The following is a 17,968-nucleotide window of genomic DNA, read 5'->3' on the forward strand; positions in this document are numbered from 1 at the left end:
TTTAGCCGTAACATTGTTAAAAAAATATGCTCAAAACAGCAGCCCTCTGTTTGTTACTTAGTCTTGTTACCCTTGCCTCTTCCGCACAAAAGATCGATCAGCCTGCCGCCTACGCTTTATATTTCAAAACCTGGAATTTTATTAAATACTATCATCCTGATTTCGCTTCCGGGAAATTAAATGCGGATAGTATATTTCTCAGGTATATTGATGAAATAGCAAAAGTGCAGGACAAAAAAACATGGAATAAATTCCTGCAATCCTCTTTACTTCAATTTCCCTTACCCGCTGCCATCGCAGAAAAGGATACGGCCGCCGCGGGCAACCTACTTGATAAAAATGTAAACTTCAGCTGGTATACAAAAAGTACTTTGCTGGACAGAAAAAATAAAAAAAGACTTGCCGCTATTTTTAAACACCGTTACCAGTCCGCTAACCACTACTATTTACCGGCTTTAAATTTTAATTCGGATATCCCAAATGAAAAAGTATACAGTTTTCCGAAGACAGAAAACATACCGGTACCGTACCGCTTACTGGCCTTAGCAAAAATGCAGGGTGTTGTTGATTATATGTACCCACATAAATACCTGATGGAGCGAAATTTTGACAGCCTGCTGTTAACGCAAATAATACCCGCACTCGATTGTAAGGACAGGAAGGCTTACGAGCTTATATTGTTAACGCTCTCGGCTACTTTACAGGACTCACATACTTACTCCTTTTACGAGCAACTGGTGCATAAAAGAGATATTTTCAATACTGCCTTCTTCCCGCCATTTGCCTATAAGGTTTTTGAAGACGGTATTACCGTTACCGATATTATTATTCCGGAAAACTGCCAGGCTGCGGATATCAAAACCGGGGATTATATTGTTGCCATTAACGGTAAGCCGGTAAAAGAACGTATAGAAGAACTGGCATCCTTGTTATCTGTTTCCAATCCTCCCGCCTTATTACACTACCTGTCAGGCTATGCTGGGAACCTTATCTGGGGACTCACTAATAAAGACGTGAAGCTGGTAGTTTTACGGAATAATCAAAAGACAAACGCCAACATTTCTTTTATCGGCCCCGGTGATAATGAAGGCTTTAAAGCGCTGAACGCTTACCTGTCCTCCAGACCAGGTAAACAAACAAAGGGAGAAGCGCTGACCATCATTGATCATGATTTTGTGTATTTTAAAATATTTGATACGTTCCGGTTTATCAGGGAGGTGGACGACAATAACATTGACCGGCATATGGATTCATTATTAACCCTGGTAAAAAATAAAAAAGGGATCATTTTTGATATGCGGGGTTATCCTGACTGGGGCGGTTTTGCTTATACCTACCTGGTTAAAAGTTTTGGTACCACACCACACCGTTATGCCAGGTATTACGAAGTAAACAAACAGACCGTAGGTACTTACCAGTATAAACCAGGTATAGAAACCTACCACCAGGCCGATCTGCAGGTGAAGAATCTGCCTTATCCGGGAAAAGTGGTCATTATTGTAAATGCTGAAACATTAAGTCAAAGCGAATGGAATACCATGAATATCCAACAGCTTTTTCCCCAAGCCATTACGGTAGGTGAACAAAGTGCCGGGGCTGACGGGGATTCAAAAACAATCAATCTGCCCGGCAATTACAAGCTAAGCTTTACCGGCAATGCCATTTTTTACAACGATGGTACCGAAGCGCAAAAAGCCGGCGTAAAAATTAATATCCCTTTGAAGCTCACTAAGGATAATTTTTTACCCAAGGGCGATTATTTACTGGAGAAAGCAATAGAGGTTATCAAGAAATAAGTGTGTATCCTTTCCTGTAAAACGATGAACAGGTATTTATAAAAAGTATTAGCTTCAATTATCAATCATAAAAAAACGCTCATGCGCCCATATATATTAGCCGAGACCAACTGGAAGCAAATTAAGGCGACCAATTTTAATATTGCCATCTTACCCTGGGGCGCTACCGAAGCGCATAATTACCACCTGCCCTATGCAACCGACAATATAGAAGCAACGGAGATTGCAGCTGCGGCGGCAAAAACTGCCTGGGAGCAGGGCAGTAAAGTGATCGTATTGCCTACCATTCCCTTTGGCGTGAACACGGGCCAGGCCGATATTACCCTGGATATTAACCTGAACCCAAGTACCCAATTATTAATATTATCAGATATTGTGGCAACCCTTAACCGGCAGCAGATCCACAAATTATTTATCCTGAACAGCCATGGCGGGAATGACTTTAAACCGATGATCCGTGAGTTGGGTCTTAAATTTCCCGGTATGTTTATTTCTGTCTGCAACTGGTTTCAGCTACCGGATAAACGCAGTTATTTTGAAAATGCCGGCGACCATGCCGATGAAATGGAGACCAGTCTTTTATTACATTTAGCGCCTGAGCTGGTATTACCTTTAGCCGAAGCCGGTGATGGCAAAGAGAAAAAACACAAGATAAAAGCCTATACCGAAGGCTGGATCTGGGCCGAACGGCAATGGTCAAAAGTAACGGCCGATACCGGCATTGGTGATCCGCGTTTGGCCACCAAAGAAAAAGGCGAAGTATTTTTTAATATGGTTACCCAAAAAATAGCTGATGCCCTGGTACAGCTGGATAAGCTGGATATAAATGATATGTACGGGTAAGTACCACCTAAAACAATACCAATGTTTCATATAATAAGAACCAATTCCGACAATCCTCATTTCCGGCAGCTGGTATCCGAGCTGGATAAAGACCTGGCCATCCGCGACGGGGATGAGCATGCATTTTATGCAGCATTGAACACAGTGGATACCATAAAACACGCCATTGTTTTGTATGAAGATGCGTTGCCGGTAGGATGCGGGGCTTTAAGGGAATATGAGCCCGGTATTATGGAAGTAAAACGCATGTATGTGTTACCGGAAAAAAGAGGCCGCGGTATTGCTTCCGCAGTATTAACAGCCTTAGAGGATTGGGCCAAAGAATTACAGTATAAAAAATGTATACTGGAGACCGGTAAAAAACAGCCGGAAGCCATCAGTCTTTATCACAAAAATAACTACACAGTTATTCCTAATTATGGTAAATATGCCGGCATTGATAACAGTGTTTGTTTTGAGAAAGTGCTGGACTAAGCTCTATTTACCGGGGTACACATTCAGCCGGTTGATCTTATCCTTATAGGCGGACGGCAACAATATATTTTTCAGCAACCAGTCCATCTTCATCAGGCGGCTCACCTTATACAAAGGTACTACGGGAGTTAACAGCGAGAAATCGCTAAAATGCAACATTGTTTTCACCCGCTCCGGTACTACCAGTTTTTGTCCCTCGATCAGCACCCTGAACCGCATGGCACCCAGGTGTTTTTTATATTGTTGAAACAGGTCTTCGGTATAACCACTTTTTTCAAGGTCGTTGATCATGTGCTGTTCCCGTACCGGCAACCAGCTTATATAATCAGGCGGCAGCTCCTTTAAGCCCATACGTGTACCTACTTTATAAAACACATGGTACACTTCTTCTTTTTCCGATTCCGTTAATTTTTGTTCCAGCAGCTCATAGGCTGCAATGGAATAATGTATCAGCATGAACAGCACATCCCGGTAAGCCCAGTCAGGTATAACAGCGCCGCGGCTGTTCTCTACTGCAGTATGAATCTTGCTCATGGTATCAATGGCCTGGTGGGCCTGCAATTCCGGTGTAAAAATAATTTTGCGGGCATATTCTACCGTGGAAAAAAGCCGGCCCAGGGGATCAGCAGGCAACTTGCCGGTAAAGTATAACCAGTCCACCGCTTTATTTAAGGCAAACTCGGCCGCGGCGCCGGCAAAAATGAAAAGTATGGTATCGCTTTTACCCCATATTTTTCTCACAATTGAATTTTCGGCTACAAAAGGGTGCATGTTCTCAAAAGGTTTGTGTGAAGGTACGGCTGAATAGTGAATGCCTGAATGATGAATGATGGAATGATGAATGGGGTTAAGTTCATGGCTTATAGAGAAACGCTGAAAGCTCAAGGCAAAAAGCTGAAAGCAGTTTCCGACGCCCACGGCATTTATGCAATATCAGTTGACCGTTTGCGGATCATGGAAGAAATGCTGAAAGCTCAAGGCAAAAAGCTGAAAGCGGTTTCCGACGCCCACGGCATTATACAGTATCAGTTGATCGTTTATGGATCATGAAATAAACGCTGAAAGCTCAAGGCAAAAAGCTGAAAGCGGTTTCCGACGCCCACGGCATTATACAGTATCAGTTGATCGTTTATGGATCATGAAATAAACGCTGAAAGCTCAAGGCAAAAAGCTGATTTTTTTTGATGCCAGCGGCATCATATATTTTTAGACATATTCATTACAAATGAACATTCGACCCCTGCGGGGTCGCAGATCGCTCTTCCTGCTTTTAGTTGATACGGATGACCATTGCATAAAAAAAGACCGGTAGCAACACCGGCCTTTCGTATTACCATCAATAATATCCTGGCATCATGACATTTACCGGCCGCATCCTTTATCATACCGGGCCCACTTGTTGAGGCTTAGGGGTATGTTGCCCGATGGTCTGCTGTTCAAAGGCTGCCCGATGGCAGTGGCACCCCGCTGAAGGCCTGTGCGTGGATACCCCTTTGGGGCCAGGGGTGTGGCGGAGTAGAACGGACAGCGGGAACTGTAGCCGAACGGTGTTACTGCAGCCCACAGCCCCTCTTGCAAAAAACCAGGTGCCGGATTAAAAACAGGTTAGAACCTTGCCGTAAATAGTCATATTATGACGAACGGTGGTTGTATTTTATACGGTTTTCCTTACTTTGTAACCATTCCAAACGAAAATACAACATGAAGAAAAAATTACTTCTATTGGCCGGAGCCGCGATCTTTACCGGGTATGCAGGCTTTAGCCAGGCTAAACTTATTGAAAAAGTTGTCAAAAAAGGCAACGAACTGGTGATACCATACGAGAAGTACCGGCTACCGAACGGACTAACCGTTATTGTACACGAGGATCACAGCGACCCGGTGGTACACCTGGATGTTACCTACCACGTAGGATCGGCCAGGGAGGAGATCGGCAAATCGGGTTTTGCACACTTTTTTGAACACATGATGTTCCAGGGAAGTGATAACGTGGCCGATGAACAGCATTTTAAAATTGTGACCGAATCGGGCGGTACACTGAACGGTACCACCAACCAGGACCGCACCAATTATTTCCAGACCGTGCCCAGCAACCAGCTGGAAAAAATGTTGTGGCTGGAAGCCGACCGTATGGGCTTTTTACTGGATGCCGTTACCCAGCAGAAGTTTGAGGTACAGCGCGGCACCGTGAAAAACGAAAGAGGCCAGCGTGTGGACAATGTACCTTACGGACTGGTGTCGGAAGTAATTGCACAGAATTTTTACCCGTACGGACACCCTTATTCCTGGTTAACCATCGGGTATGTAGAGGACCTGGACCGTGTAAACGTGAACGACCTTAAAAACTTTTTCCTGCGCTGGTACGGCCCCAACAACGCCGTATTGACCATTGGGGGCGATGTTACACCGGCAGAAGCACTGCGACTGGTACAGAAATACTTTGGCAGCATTCCCCGTGGCCCCGAAGTAAAAAACATGGACAAGATGGTGCCCACGCTGGAGAAACACCGTTTTGCCAGTTATACCGATAACTATGCCCGTTTCCCGCTGTTTTTACAGGTGTACCCAACGGTTCCTAATTACCACCCCGACCAGGCCGCACTGGCTTGCCTGGCGCAGGTATTGGGACAGGGTAATAACTCGGTATTATACCAGCAACTGGTAAAAAAACAACTGGCCCTACAGGCAGGCGCCAGCAGCGGTTTATCAGAACTATCCGGGCAGTTCATGTTCCAGGTAGTCCCCTTCCCCGGTAAATCACTGGCCAGCATGTTCCATTTACTGAACAATGCCCTGGATAGTTTTGAAGTACGCGGTGTAACCGATGAGGATATAGCCAAATTTAAAGGCGGGTACGAATCGCAGCTGATCAATGGCCTGCAGAGCGTAAGCGGTAAAGTATCGCAGTTAGCTGCTTTTGAAACCTTTGCCGGCAACCCCAATATGTTAGGCGAGTTATTAAAGCGTTACCAGGCGGTTACCAAGGAAGATGTGATGCGGGTGTATAACAAATACATTAAATACAAACACAGCTTAAATGTAAGCGCTTTACCCAAAGGCCAGGAGAAATTTATTGTAGGTGAGAATAACTATACCGTGAACAAGGACGGCTACCGTGCGCCTGATTATGGCTACGATAATTTAAAATATGTAAAAGCCAAGGATAATTTTGACCGCAGCAAGATACCTGCCAACGGTCCTAACCCCGTGGTAAAAGTGCCTGCTTACTGGAAAAAGGACTGGCCCAACGGCATTAAAATCATTGGAGCAGAGAACACTGAGATACCTACGGTAACCTTAAGCATCAGCATACCCGGCGGTAGCTTTATGGAAGCCAATGACCTGTCCAAAGCCGGCCTGGTTTCTTTAGGCACTACTATGATGAACGAGGATACCAAAAATTATACTTCGGAAGAGATCAGCAGGCAGTTACAAACTCTGGGCAGCTCGGTATCGGTATACAACTCCAACGATAAAATAGTTTTCCAGGTACAATCGCAGGTAAAAAACCTGGATGCTACCCTGAAACTGCTGGAGGAAAGAATGTTCCGTCCGAAGTTTAACCAGGACGATTTTGACCGCAATAAAAAACAGGTACTGGAAAGCTTTAAAATGTCCAAATCGCAGCCGGCAGCTATTGCCGACGATGTATTTGCCAAGATCAATTATGGCAAAAACCATATTCTTGGTACCAGCTCAAACGGTACAGAAGCATCTGTTAGCGCAATCACTTTAGCGGATATCCAAAACTTTTACGACAATGCCCTGACATCGAAAGGTGTGGAAGTAGTGGTAGTGGGTGATATTAAAGAGGCGGATGTTTTACCTAAACTGGCCTTTTTAAACAACCTGCCGGCAAAAGATATTGTGGTACCAACCCTGGCTAAAGCGCCTGCAGTAGAAAAAACCAAAATTTACCTGGTAGACGTACCTAAATCGGCACAAACCGAATTCCGTGTAGGTTATGTTACCGACCTGAAATACGATGCCACCGGCGAATATTACAAAGCTGGTTTAATGAACTATGTATTAGGCGGCGCCTTTAACAGCCGTTTAAACCTGAACCTGCGTGAGGATAAAGCCTGGACCTATGGCGCCCGCAGCGGCTTTAGCGGCGGTAAACAAACCGGTGATTTTGAGTTCAGCGCCGGCATTAAAGCCGAAGCTACCGACAGCGCCATGATTGAGCTGATGAAAGAGATTAAAGGTTATGTAAACGGCGGTATTACCGACGAGGAACTGACCTTTATGAAAAATGCCATCGGTCAGCGTGATGCCCTGCGTTATGAGACCGGCTTCCAGAAAGCAGGTTTTATCGGCAATATTTTAAACTACAACCTGCCCGGTGATTATGTTGAGCAACAAAACAAGATCATCAACAATATTACCAAGGCAGAGATTGATGCATTGGCCAAAAAATGGTTAACGCCTGACAAGTTTAACGTGTTACTGGTAGGTGATAAAGCTAAAATTTTACCCGGACTGCAAAAACTGGGTTACGAGATCATAGAGCTGGACAGCGACGGCAACCCCGTACAGAAAAAAGGATTCTAATTCTGCCAACTCAAACAAATGAAGCGCCCCTCCTAGGAGGGGCGCTTCATTTTATGTGCAAAAAAAATTAATGTTTAAACAAATATCCGGGATGTGTATGGCAACACAGCCAGTCTTTTTAAAGACGGGTGCTGATTAAAAACCTGTGGACAGCGAAAAACCGCTGGGCAGCATGTTCCAGAAGCCCTGGCCGGGCAGATCCTGTTTTTTTGATGGCTTGCTGCTCTCTTCCATCCTTTCGGCATTGGTCTCCTCTTCGGCAGGATTAGCCGCATACAGCAGCATCAGACCCGCCGTGGTAATGGAAGCGATGAAACATAATATTTGCCATTTTCTTTTCATGAGTGGTTGGTTTAGCATTTTAGACGCCGGTTGCATTTAAAATGTTACAACAAAGGTAAAATAATTTTGTTCGCCTTTCCTAAAACAAACGTTTGAAACGGGGTTAATTAATGTTAACGCGGTATTTTACCACAAAAAGTACGCTTGGCGGCCCTATCCCGCTTATCTTCGCACACAAATATTTTAGGCAATGAATCAAACATTTACCGCCCGTATTGCCGCCGAAGTTGAAGATATTAAAACGGCAGGCTTATATAAATCAGAACGCATCATCAAAAGCCCGCAGGGGGCCGAAATTGAAGTGAACGGCAGCACCGTTTTAAACTTTTGCGCCAACAACTACTTAGGCCTGTCCTCCCACCCCAAAGTAATTGAAGCAGCCCATAAAGCCATTGAAACCCATGGTTATGGCATGAGCAGCGTACGTTTTATCTGCGGCACGCAGGATATTCATAAAGAGCTGGAACAAAAGATCTCTGCCTTCCTGGGCACAGAAGATACTATTTTATATGCCGCCGCCTTTGATGCCAATGGCGGGGTATTTGAGCCCCTGTTCAATGAGCAGGACGCCATTATTTCCGATGCACTGAACCACGCTTCCATTATTGATGGCGTGCGCCTGTGTAAGGCCCAGCGTTTCCGTTACGAGCATAATAATATGGCCGACCTGGAAGCCAAGTTAATAGAATCGGCCTCCTGCCGCAGCCGCATTATTGTAACCGACGGCTCCTTTAGCATGGACGGCACCATTGCCCAGCTGGACAAAATTGTAGCCCTGGCCGAGCAATATGATGCCGTGATCATGATCGACGAATGTCATTCCTCCGGCTTTTTGGGCAAAACCGGCCGTGGTACCCATGAATACCGCGGGGTAATGGGTAAAATTGATATCATCACCGGTACGTTGGGTAAAGCCTTAGGCGGCGCCTCCGGCGGTTTTACTTCCGGTAAAAAAGAGGTGATTGAGATGTTACGCCAGAAATCACGCCCCTACCTGTTCAGCAATACCCTGGCCCCTTCAATTGCCGGCGCCTCTATTGCCGTACTGGATATGCTGACCGAAACCACCGAGCTGCGTGATAAACTGGAATTCAATACCAAATACTTCCGCACCAAAATGACCGAAGCGGGCTTTGATATTAAACCCGGCGATCACCCCATTGTACCCATCATGTTATACGACGCGGTGCTGGCTGCCGACTTTGCCGCCAAACTGCTGAATGAAGGTATTTACGTGATCGGCTTCTTCTTCCCCGTGGTACCCAAGGGCCAGGCCCGTATCAGGGTACAATTAAGCGCCGCCCACGAGCAACATCACCTGGATAAAGCCATTGCCGGCTTTACCAAAATTGGTAAGGAATTGGGAGTACTGAAATAGTGATAGGTTGTAAGTAATAAGTTATAAGTAAAGCCGGCTGCGTTAGATAGCCGGCTTTTTTATGCCTGGGCCCATCCTCTACCTTATACCTTACACCTTTCACCTTATAGCCTGCCGCATATACTTCATCCTTTTATCCTGCTGCCACTTACAACTTAAAACTTATTACTTATAACTTCTACGGGGCTTTGAGCGCCGGTAACTCACCTCAGCTGCAGTCCCCGCTGCTACGGGCTCCGCTTCGCTCCGGTGCTTCGTTGCACTGCGCACTAAACCCTGCGCATCGGGCAGCCTTTGGGCAGTAGGAACACTATGGTCCATTTATAACTTCATTTTTAGCTGATACACTTTTTTGTATATTGCATTTGTAGTATGTCAATTTGTGTTAGTCCATTTTTATTGCAAAAAAATATGCCCCTTTCATCATGATTAAAACACTCTTATTTTTAACGCTTTCCCTACTCATTATTTCAGAATGTTTTTCTCAAGGGAAAATTTTGCATGGAAATGTTGTTGATGTACATGGTCGGCCAATCGCCTTAGCATCTATAACTTTTAAAGGATTTAGCTATGGTACTATGACAGATAAAGACGGAAATTATACGGCGCTGATATCGGAGAAATATGATAGTATTATATGTACACATATTAATTATAGTCGTGCCATCGAAAAAATTGATGGTAATTCGACTATAAATTTTAAAATGGAAACAATAAAACCATCACCTACAACTATTTTAATTGACACTACCCTTTCACAGTCAGGCGTATCTGTTTCAAAGAATGCAAATGAAAAAGTGAAAGGGGATAAATATTTTGAAAAGGTAGAAATTTTTGCAAGCTTTTTTGGAGGAGAGAAGGCTTTAAAACATTATTTAAATACTAACCTTATTGCCTCAATGCCAGATACATTTGCGAAAGTCAAGGGGAGTGTCAAATACGGCTTTACAATTTCTAGCGACGGGACACCAAAAGATTTTTTTTTATTGAAGGGAGTCGACAAGTCTATAGACGAATATGTAATGCAAATTTTAGCTGCTATGCCAAAATGGAAGCCAGCTATACAAAACGGACGTAGTGTAGAACAATATCGGGAAGTAGAAATATATTTGAATATCCGTTAAACATTCATAATCTAAATCTCATTTTTTTATTTATCCAACTGCCGGATGGGCTAACCATGGGCCACAAACAACTGGGGCTTACTGAAAGGTATATGCTTTATGCCTAACACCAGTGGCGTTGAGTTGCCAGCTTTTTTGTGTATGAATTGTCCAACTTAAAACTTACAACTTATAACTTTTCAGGAACATTGATCAGGTACTTTTTATTTATATTGTGTCCGGTAAGTGAGTAGCGGGCTTTGACAACAACCTTAACGCAATTACACATCCAGATGGGCGCTTTTTTTACAAACGTACAATTAAAGGTCTTGAACCCCAATCAACCGGACCTCAATGAACTGATCATCAATTATATCATACAGCTTAATACAGAAGCTGGCTTTTTAAAAGTTGATGACGAAAACGATGCCGACAAATCAGTCATTATCTCAATATCTGAAGACCGGAGCTGGATATCCATTTATGATGAGGAAACCGAAGATCAGCACATAAAAAAATTGAACAAGCTGGCTGCTAACTTATCAAAAGCATTTAAAACCACCGCCCTGAGCGTTTTGGTTAACGACAGCGATTCCTTATATCTAGGACTGAACATCAATGGTGTCTTAAAGGACACTATCAGTAACCGCTCAAGGAAAGTTGACTTTACTAAAAATAAAGACATATTATGGTCCGGTATTCTTATTAACAACTATTCATTTGACAATATTATCACTGCCTGTCAAAATAAATCTCATTTCGTTGAAGATTTCTTAACGGAATTGGGCAAATTCATTAACCTGGATACCTCAAATTTGTTAACAGGTTATGAATACCTTAACCAAAACAAGTTAACAAAGCAGGTCAAACTAAACTTTGCTCAAAAAGACAAAAAGAAGCCACCCGAATTAGGGCTAACCCAATTTAAAACAGTTGCAAGCGGGATAGTGCTGGATATAAAAGCCGGGGAAAAACAGACTGCTGAATGGATAATTACCAATGAAGGAAGTGCTTCAAGAGGGCTTGATATTATGTTAACCGGAACCTGTATTGAGAACGACTTATTAATTCCTGAGCTTGCCAAACTGCGTTTTTTTAATCCTGAAACAGAAATATTCCATGAATATACGAGCTACTTTATAGAAACAATTTCCACTGAAAAGGAAAAGCTGTTTTACGTTACAATGGAAGACATTGAAATCCCAAAAGGCTTTAAACCAGTATTGCCGATGACAGCTAAAGAGTACAAACGATATAGTGCAATCCAGTACACACACACACTTACAATAAATATCCGTTTCAGAGGAGGCAAAGAAGGTTCAGGAGAGTTTACGGTATTCTTTTCCCCATTGGCAAACAGGCAGGAGGGTTCAGCGTCTTCAACATTAGTAAAAATGTCACTTGAAGAATGGAGAAAAACAAACTGGTAAGTTTTTTATACGGTCATTGCAATAATCGTTATTCTTACTCTCAACAATAGAGCAATTTATTAGGCTGACGAATGTTACGATGTAGCCCAACACATAAAAACTATTACCAACACAAATTTTGTATCAACCAGGGTAACGGATCATTTCTAGCTTTGTGTTCTTATCAAACTTTTGTACCTTGTTCAGGTTTTGTGCTTTGATAATTTCCCCAAACGACAAGTCCAAAAACCTTTATAAATAACGTTTTCGGATACGATACCTAATCACCCGAACAGCAAATGAAAAAATTCATACTCCTGCTTTTTATCTTAACACAAATAAATGCTCCCGTTTTCCCCCAGGCGCAAAAGGAGATGATAGATAACCTGGTGCAGGCATATACAAATTTGAATAAATTCAGTGGGAATATTTTAATAGCGGAGAAAGGGAAAGTGGTTTTTGAAAAAAGTTATGGTTTTGCTGACAGGGAATTTGATATTCCTAATTCAAAAACCACCAGATTCCGCATTGCCTCATTGACCAAGCAATTTACGGCTGTTTTAATTATGCAGCTTGTTGAATCCGGTAAAATTGACCTGGATGCCACAATTACCCAATACCTGCCCTATTACAAAAAAGAAACCGGCGACCGGATCACCATACACCAACTACTAACACATACATCTGGCCTGCCCGAATATACGGAACGTGATGATTTCTTTCCTGATATCAGCAAACATACGTACACGCATAAAGCCTTTATCCAGCAATTTTGCAGCGATAGTCTTTTAGCAAAACCCGGAACCGGATATAAATACTCAAATACAGGGTATTATATTTTGGGGGCAATCATCGAAGAAGTTACTAAGAAAAGTTATGCGGAAGTATTACAAAAAAACATTTTAGCTGTTGCTGAAATGAAAAACACAGGTATTGAAAACGATTCAACCATTATTAAAGAAATTGCAAAGGGATATACTTTCAATTCCGGCAGGTATTTGAATGCAGACTATATTGATCTATCATCTACCATCTTTTCGGCGGGTGCTGTTTACTCAACAACAGCCGACTTGCTTTTATGGGATAAAGCATTGTATGCAGATAAATTACTTACTAAAAAAAGCAGGGAATTAATGTTCACCCCGGTTTTATCAAACTATGGGTACGGTGTTGGAATAACCAAATTCATTGTACCTGGCTTGAACAAAGAAATGCACTTCATTTTTCACCAGGGAGCCATTAATGGGTTCCGTTCTATCATGACACATATTGTTAATGAAAACATCCTTATCGTCATACTCTGCAATAATTTTGACACTGATTTAAACCCCATTAATAACGGAATATTCTCTATTCTTCATCATCAACCTTATACCATTCCAAAAGAATGAAACTATTGGTCAAAACAGGTAGGTTCGCAGGTAAAAGTATTAATTTTAAACAAATTATCTATTAACCAACATATCGCCCGGCTATAAGTATAGTGTTGCTGATCCCGCACTAAGCTTATACTTAACCATGGTGTGTCATATTAGAAAATCAGAAATGAACAAAAACTTAAAATTGATTTATTTCCTCCTCATATTGATCATCAACTTTTCCTGTATTGAAAACAGATCAGCCGAAAAAGAAACCGGCATGCCTGGATTGGCAGCAACTTTAAGTGCCGATACTTTAAAATTCACATCCGGAATAAGAGCTATTCTCCAGGATAGTAAAGGCAACTATTGGTTTGGCAGTCAAAATGAAGGAGCAGGCTTTTATAATGGAAAGACATTCAAATACTTTACAACAAAAGAAGGTTTAGCAGACAATCAGATCCGTTCCATTCAGGAAGACAGGGAAGGCGTTATCTGGTTTGATACACAAAATGGAGTAAGTAGTTACGATGGGAAAACCATTAAAAACCACACCGTAAATGAAAATGCAGAAAACGAATGGAAGAAGACAGACTTTGACCTGTGGTTTTCTGCCGGAACAAAACAAGGTGTAAATAAGTATGACGGACAAAAACTAAATTATCTGGCCTTCCCCGATCCGGTGACCGTTCCTGGTGGCAATACCTATGCTGTTACAAGCTTCTCAAAAGGGAAACACAATATGCAGTGGATCGGTACTTATGCGGGTGTTTTTGGGTATAATGGAAGCAATATGACCATTCTGAATAATAAAACGTTGGGGATTAACAATGAGCAGGATGGTCTTCATATCAGGAGTACCCTCGAAGATTCAAAGGGCCGGCTTTGGATAGGAAATAATGGCATTGGTGTACTGCTTAAAAACGGAGATGCTATCATTCACTTCTCAAAAGAACTAGGAAAATCCATCCCAATAAATGAGTTGGAAGCAAACACGCAAAGCAGGGGATTCAATAAAAATAAAGGGCTTCAAGCCGTTTTTGCCATTGAAGAAGATAGTGATGGAAATATTTGGTTTGGAGACAGGGATTCCGGGGCCTGGAAATATGACGGCAAAACGATGACAAACTATACTATCAGCCATAAACTTTCCCAACCAATGATCTGGACAATCTATAAAGACAATAATAACAATTTACTTTTTGGAATGGCTGGCGGTGGCGTATATCAATTTAATGGAAACTCATTTGACAGGCAGTTTTAAAAAATACAAGCGCATTGCTTATCCGGTTTTTCGCATAAATCAAAGGAAGAATTAAAAACAATAATTTAACGCCCCCTATTGGTATGGTCAACGCTGTTTTCCAATTATAGGCAAGAACCTGTTTTTGACCTTTTAAATTACGGGAAGCAAAAAACTGATGATGCACTATCGATTGAAAGTAAGCTCATGCTATTGCCCTTTTGTCCTTATCTTCATCGTCAATAGTAGCAAATGAGCATATTCACCTACCATTTGGTTAAAACTTCTCCACTCACCGCCTTAAAGGCCATTATAGCCCCGCCCAGCCCCAAAAACAATCCCGGTTTAATACATACCGAATGCATGACGGTGATGACATTAGGCTCGCCTGTTTTTTCCCCGTCACGTATGTTAATAAGACAAGTGGCGGTATTTGCCCAATGGGAGAATGAAGCGGCTATTGATCATTTTTTAGCGGAAAATAGTTTTGGTAAAGTATTGGCAAAAGGCTGGCATACCAGGTTAGCCTTTATGCGGCAATGGGGTAAAATAACTGAATTCGACATACCGGCCGCTACCACTGAACCCGACAACCCTGATGCGGTAGTGGTGGCCATTACCCTGGCCCGTATGAAAATGCCGGAGATCCCAAGATTCATTCGGTGGGGAAGGCCGGTAGAAAAATTAGTCCGGGATCATCCCGGCACCACTTTATCGCTGGCATCCATCCGGCTTCCCCGCACCATTTCTACTTTCTCCATCTGGAAGTCGCAAAAAGAAATGACGGATATGGTGCATGGGCATAGCACCATACCGCAACCCAAACGACATATAAACGCTATGAAAGAAAGAGACCGCAAAGATTTTCATATTGAGTTTACCACCTTACGTTTCAGGCCCCTTTCGGAGTTTGGGCAATGGAATGGACGGGTAAACATCATACCCAAACCCTCAACCAATAACTGATATGGGTTTAGCTTACCCCCTCCAAAAGTTCCAGGATTGGCTTACCCAGCAATGGGTAATTATTACCGGCAAAAAAATAAACCCGGATGATATGCCCTGGTTAATGGGACCCTTTGGTAATGTAAACGGGATAGGCGAAGCTTTTATACAGCAATTAGCACAAAAAGAAAATTTAGTTATTGAAAGAAATACCCTGTCACAGGGCCTGATCCCTTCCTTTGATCTGCTTAACCTGCCGGCATCCGATTTATCGTGTTTATCCTGGAAGGTTATTGATTTTTATGAAAAAACTGCAGAATACAACCTAGACTTCAGTGTACAATGGAATCCTTTCTTTAAGTTTTTCGGCATCCTGGTCAATAAACTATTTAGCAGCAGGATCAACCAGCTACATATTCCCACAAGGAATATAAAAAATGCGGAATCCCTTAAAAGCGAGATCATCACACTAACCCATCCTGTATCAAACCAGGTAAAATATACCATCTGGCTCAGGACTTTTGCGGCAAGCGGACAGGTTATTTATTCCGGCATATACGGCACCTGTACCCTGCCCTCGGGCCAAACCTGTATCAAAGCGGTATTTCCGTTACCGCAGGGGAATGCAACGGTTATTATGGTACCGGGTGTAACAAGCGCCGGTGAACTGGTTTTAGAATCATCCGGGAAAAAACCGGGCGATGCCGGTTTTTATTTTTTACTGAACGATTCTAAAGGAAACTATTGGTCAAAATATGTAAGTTCGTTCCGTGACCGGTTAACCATCCGGCAGGAAGATGACCACCTTTCCGCTGAACAGGTATTAACACTTTGGCGGAAAAAAGTTCTTAAGTTTAACTATAAAATAAGCCTTAAATGATACAAACCAATAAAAGCCGGCTGAACAAACTGCTGGTCTTACTTTTACTGTTGCCATCCTTTGTATTTGCACAAGTGGACAGCACCGATATCATTGTCAAACAAATGATGGAGAAACAAAAGATTGTCGGGCTTTCACTTGCTGTTATAAAAAACGGGCAACCGGTGGTAAATAAAGGTTACGGCCTTGCCAACGTGGAACTGAATGTACCGGTAAACGCCGAAACCGTGATCCGGCTGGGTTCCGTGAGTAAACAGTTTTTTACTACGGCCATTATGAAACTCATGGAAGAAGGAAAACTGGGTATCAGTGATTCAGTACATAAATTCTTCCCGGATGCGCCCGAAACCTGGAGGCCTATTACCATCAAACACCTCATGTCCCACTCATCCGGCCTGCAAAGGGAAGCCCCGGGTTATGATAATTTTAAAATTCAACCCGATATAGATGTGATCAGGTCGGCCTACAACCTGCCCCTGGCTTATAAAACAGGAGAAAAATACCTGTACTGTAACCTGGCTTATTTTATGCTGGCCGAGATCATCACGCAGGTAAGTGGTATGCCATGGCAGGACTATATTCATGAAAAACTGTTTATCCCCGCAGGTATGCATAATAGTTACCTGACCGAATTTTACCGCATCATACCCAACCGTGCCAATGGTTATATGCATAAGAAAGATACGCTCATCAATGCCACGGCCATGTTTGCCGTAAGACCCAGTGGCGGGTTTCTTTCCACCGCTTCGGACATGATCAAATGGGATAAGGTCTTAAGAGAAAAAAAGATCATCCTGCAAAAAAATAATTGGGAACAGTTATGGCAACCGGTTATTAAAACCTCGGACAAAGCGGATGCCAAAGACTATTATGGCTTTGGCTGGACAATAGAGGAATACAAGGGACGTAAATTAATCATACACGGCGGGGCCAATATCGGGTTCAGGTCGGTATATGCACGTTTTGTGAATGACGGGCTCTCCATTATCATCCTTACCAATACGGATGAGGCAAACCCAAGACTTATTGCCAATGCGCTGGCTGATTATTATTTCAGGAGCGGGCGTAAGAACTAATGTCATATCGGGTATTAACAACATCTGTAAAACACCACCATCATGCAAAAATCAGCTAACCGTTTTTTAATGGAAGTCATCTGGCTGGCCCTTTCCCTGGGGTTGACAGTATTACTATCCCTTCTTATTGGAGGCCGTACTGCTTTCAGCAACACGGTGGACATTCATGTGGGTGATACCTATTTTATACTGGAGCCTTTTCGTGTATGGCTACCGCTTTTTTTGCTGATCACCTTCCTTCTTTATTTTATTAAAGAATTCCGCTATTCCTTTCAGCGAACAGGTTCCAACCGGGTATTGGTCATTATTGGCATAGCGCTTATTATTGCATTAACATTACTCGTCAGCACATTTTCAGGGTTTTGTTCAGGCGACTGGACGGTCTATCCGCCCTTATCGGCATTAAAGCCTGAGAAAACCCAAGGGTTAACACAGGATCCTGTAACAAAATCCATCATCAACTTCTTTACCGTGTTGCAGGGTGTAGTATTGATCATGTTATTATTTGTAACTTTCCGCTGGGGCGCTAAAAAACAAGCCGGGAATATTTGATATTCATCAGTATGC

General features: G+C 42.7%; 16 protein-coding genes. 14 read left to right on the forward strand and 2 right to left on the reverse strand.

What is annotated here, in order from left to right:
* Positions 1-26: 26 nt before the first annotated feature.
* The 3 genes from ACFS6H_RS00680 (at position 27) to ACFS6H_RS00690 (ending at position 3,113) form a co-directional block, all read left to right on the forward strand.
* The gene (locus ACFS6H_RS00680) at positions 27-1,796 is read left to right on the forward strand and encodes a S41 family peptidase (RefSeq protein ID WP_386093899.1); all 1,770 of its coding nucleotides are present in this window, start codon (positions 27-29) and stop codon (positions 1,794-1,796) included.
* 81 nt (positions 1,797-1,877) lie between these two features.
* Positions 1,878-2,639: a creatininase family protein gene (locus ACFS6H_RS00685; protein WP_386093902.1), complete on the forward strand. Its 762-nt coding sequence runs from the start codon at positions 1,878-1,880 to the stop codon at positions 2,637-2,639.
* A 21-nt stretch (positions 2,640-2,660) separates the two neighbouring features.
* On the forward strand, positions 2,661-3,113 hold the full coding sequence (locus tag ACFS6H_RS00690) for a GNAT family N-acetyltransferase (RefSeq protein WP_386093904.1): 453 nt from the start codon (positions 2,661-2,663) through the stop codon (positions 3,111-3,113).
* Between the two features lie 3 nt (positions 3,114-3,116).
* Here the strand turns inward: ACFS6H_RS00690 and ACFS6H_RS00695 are convergent, their stop codons facing one another.
* A complete protein-coding gene (locus tag ACFS6H_RS00695) occupies positions 3,117-3,884 on the reverse strand; it encodes an oxygenase MpaB family protein (RefSeq protein WP_386093907.1) in 768 nt (255 codons plus the stop codon).
* Between the two features lie 48 nt (positions 3,885-3,932).
* Here ACFS6H_RS00695 and ACFS6H_RS00700 point away from each other — a divergent pair, with 48 nt between their 5' ends.
* Together ACFS6H_RS00700 and ACFS6H_RS00705 are read left to right on the forward strand one after the other, a co-directional pair.
* Positions 3,933-4,163, forward strand: coding sequence for a hypothetical protein (locus ACFS6H_RS00700; RefSeq protein ID WP_386093910.1), 231 nt, complete (start codon positions 3,933-3,935; stop codon positions 4,161-4,163).
* Between the two features lie 651 nt (positions 4,164-4,814).
* Positions 4,815-7,667: a M16 family metallopeptidase gene (locus tag ACFS6H_RS00705; protein WP_386093913.1), complete on the forward strand. Its 2,853-nt coding sequence runs from the start codon at positions 4,815-4,817 to the stop codon at positions 7,665-7,667.
* A 135-nt stretch (positions 7,668-7,802) separates the two neighbouring features.
* Here ACFS6H_RS00705 and ACFS6H_RS00710 read toward each other — a convergent pair whose 3' ends face one another.
* Positions 7,803-8,009: a hypothetical protein gene (locus tag ACFS6H_RS00710; protein WP_386093916.1), complete on the reverse strand. Its 207-nt coding sequence runs from the start codon at positions 8,007-8,009 to the stop codon at positions 7,803-7,805.
* A gap of 190 nt (positions 8,010-8,199) precedes the next feature.
* Here ACFS6H_RS00710 and kbl point away from each other — a divergent pair, with 190 nt between their 5' ends.
* The 9 genes from kbl (at position 8,200) to ACFS6H_RS00755 (ending at position 17,953) form a co-directional block, all read left to right on the forward strand.
* Entirely contained in the window at positions 8,200-9,387 is a 1,188-nt protein-coding gene (gene kbl, locus ACFS6H_RS00715) for a glycine C-acetyltransferase (protein ID WP_386093919.1), read from the forward strand.
* A gap of 425 nt (positions 9,388-9,812) precedes the next feature.
* The gene (locus tag ACFS6H_RS00720) at positions 9,813-10,511 is read left to right on the forward strand and encodes an energy transducer TonB (protein WP_386093922.1); all 699 of its coding nucleotides are present in this window, start codon (positions 9,813-9,815) and stop codon (positions 10,509-10,511) included.
* A 272-nt stretch (positions 10,512-10,783) separates the two neighbouring features.
* Positions 10,784-11,920, forward strand: coding sequence for a hypothetical protein (locus ACFS6H_RS00725; protein ID WP_386093925.1), 1,137 nt, complete (start codon positions 10,784-10,786; stop codon positions 11,918-11,920).
* A gap of 278 nt (positions 11,921-12,198) precedes the next feature.
* The gene (locus ACFS6H_RS00730; RefSeq protein ID WP_386093928.1) at positions 12,199-13,290 is read left to right on the forward strand and encodes a serine hydrolase domain-containing protein; all 1,092 of its coding nucleotides are present in this window, start codon (positions 12,199-12,201) and stop codon (positions 13,288-13,290) included.
* Positions 13,291-13,444: 154 nt separating this feature from the next.
* Positions 13,445-14,521, forward strand: coding sequence for a ligand-binding sensor domain-containing protein (locus ACFS6H_RS00735; protein ID WP_386093931.1), 1,077 nt, complete (start codon positions 13,445-13,447; stop codon positions 14,519-14,521).
* A gap of 231 nt (positions 14,522-14,752) precedes the next feature.
* Positions 14,753-15,466: a hypothetical protein gene (locus ACFS6H_RS00740; protein WP_386093934.1), complete on the forward strand. Its 714-nt coding sequence runs from the start codon at positions 14,753-14,755 to the stop codon at positions 15,464-15,466.
* 1 nt (position 15,467) lies between these two features.
* Positions 15,468-16,325 carry a hypothetical protein gene (locus ACFS6H_RS00745; RefSeq protein WP_386093937.1) on the forward strand — a complete coding sequence of 286 codons (858 nt, stop codon included), beginning with the start codon at positions 15,468-15,470 and terminating at the stop codon, positions 16,323-16,325.
* The gene (locus ACFS6H_RS00750) at positions 16,322-17,401 is read left to right on the forward strand and encodes a serine hydrolase domain-containing protein (protein WP_386093939.1); all 1,080 of its coding nucleotides are present in this window, start codon (positions 16,322-16,324) and stop codon (positions 17,399-17,401) included. Before ACFS6H_RS00745 ends, ACFS6H_RS00750 begins: the two co-directional genes overlap by 4 nt.
* Before the next feature lie 42 nt (positions 17,402-17,443).
* Entirely contained in the window at positions 17,444-17,953 is a 510-nt protein-coding gene (locus ACFS6H_RS00755) for a hypothetical protein (RefSeq protein WP_386093942.1), read from the forward strand.
* Positions 17,954-17,968: the final 15 nt, after the last annotated feature.

It is taken from the genome of Terrimonas rubra (genome assembly GCF_042686025.1).
GTDB classification, from domain to species: Bacteria; Bacteroidota; Bacteroidia; order Chitinophagales; family Chitinophagaceae; genus Terrimonas; species Terrimonas rubra.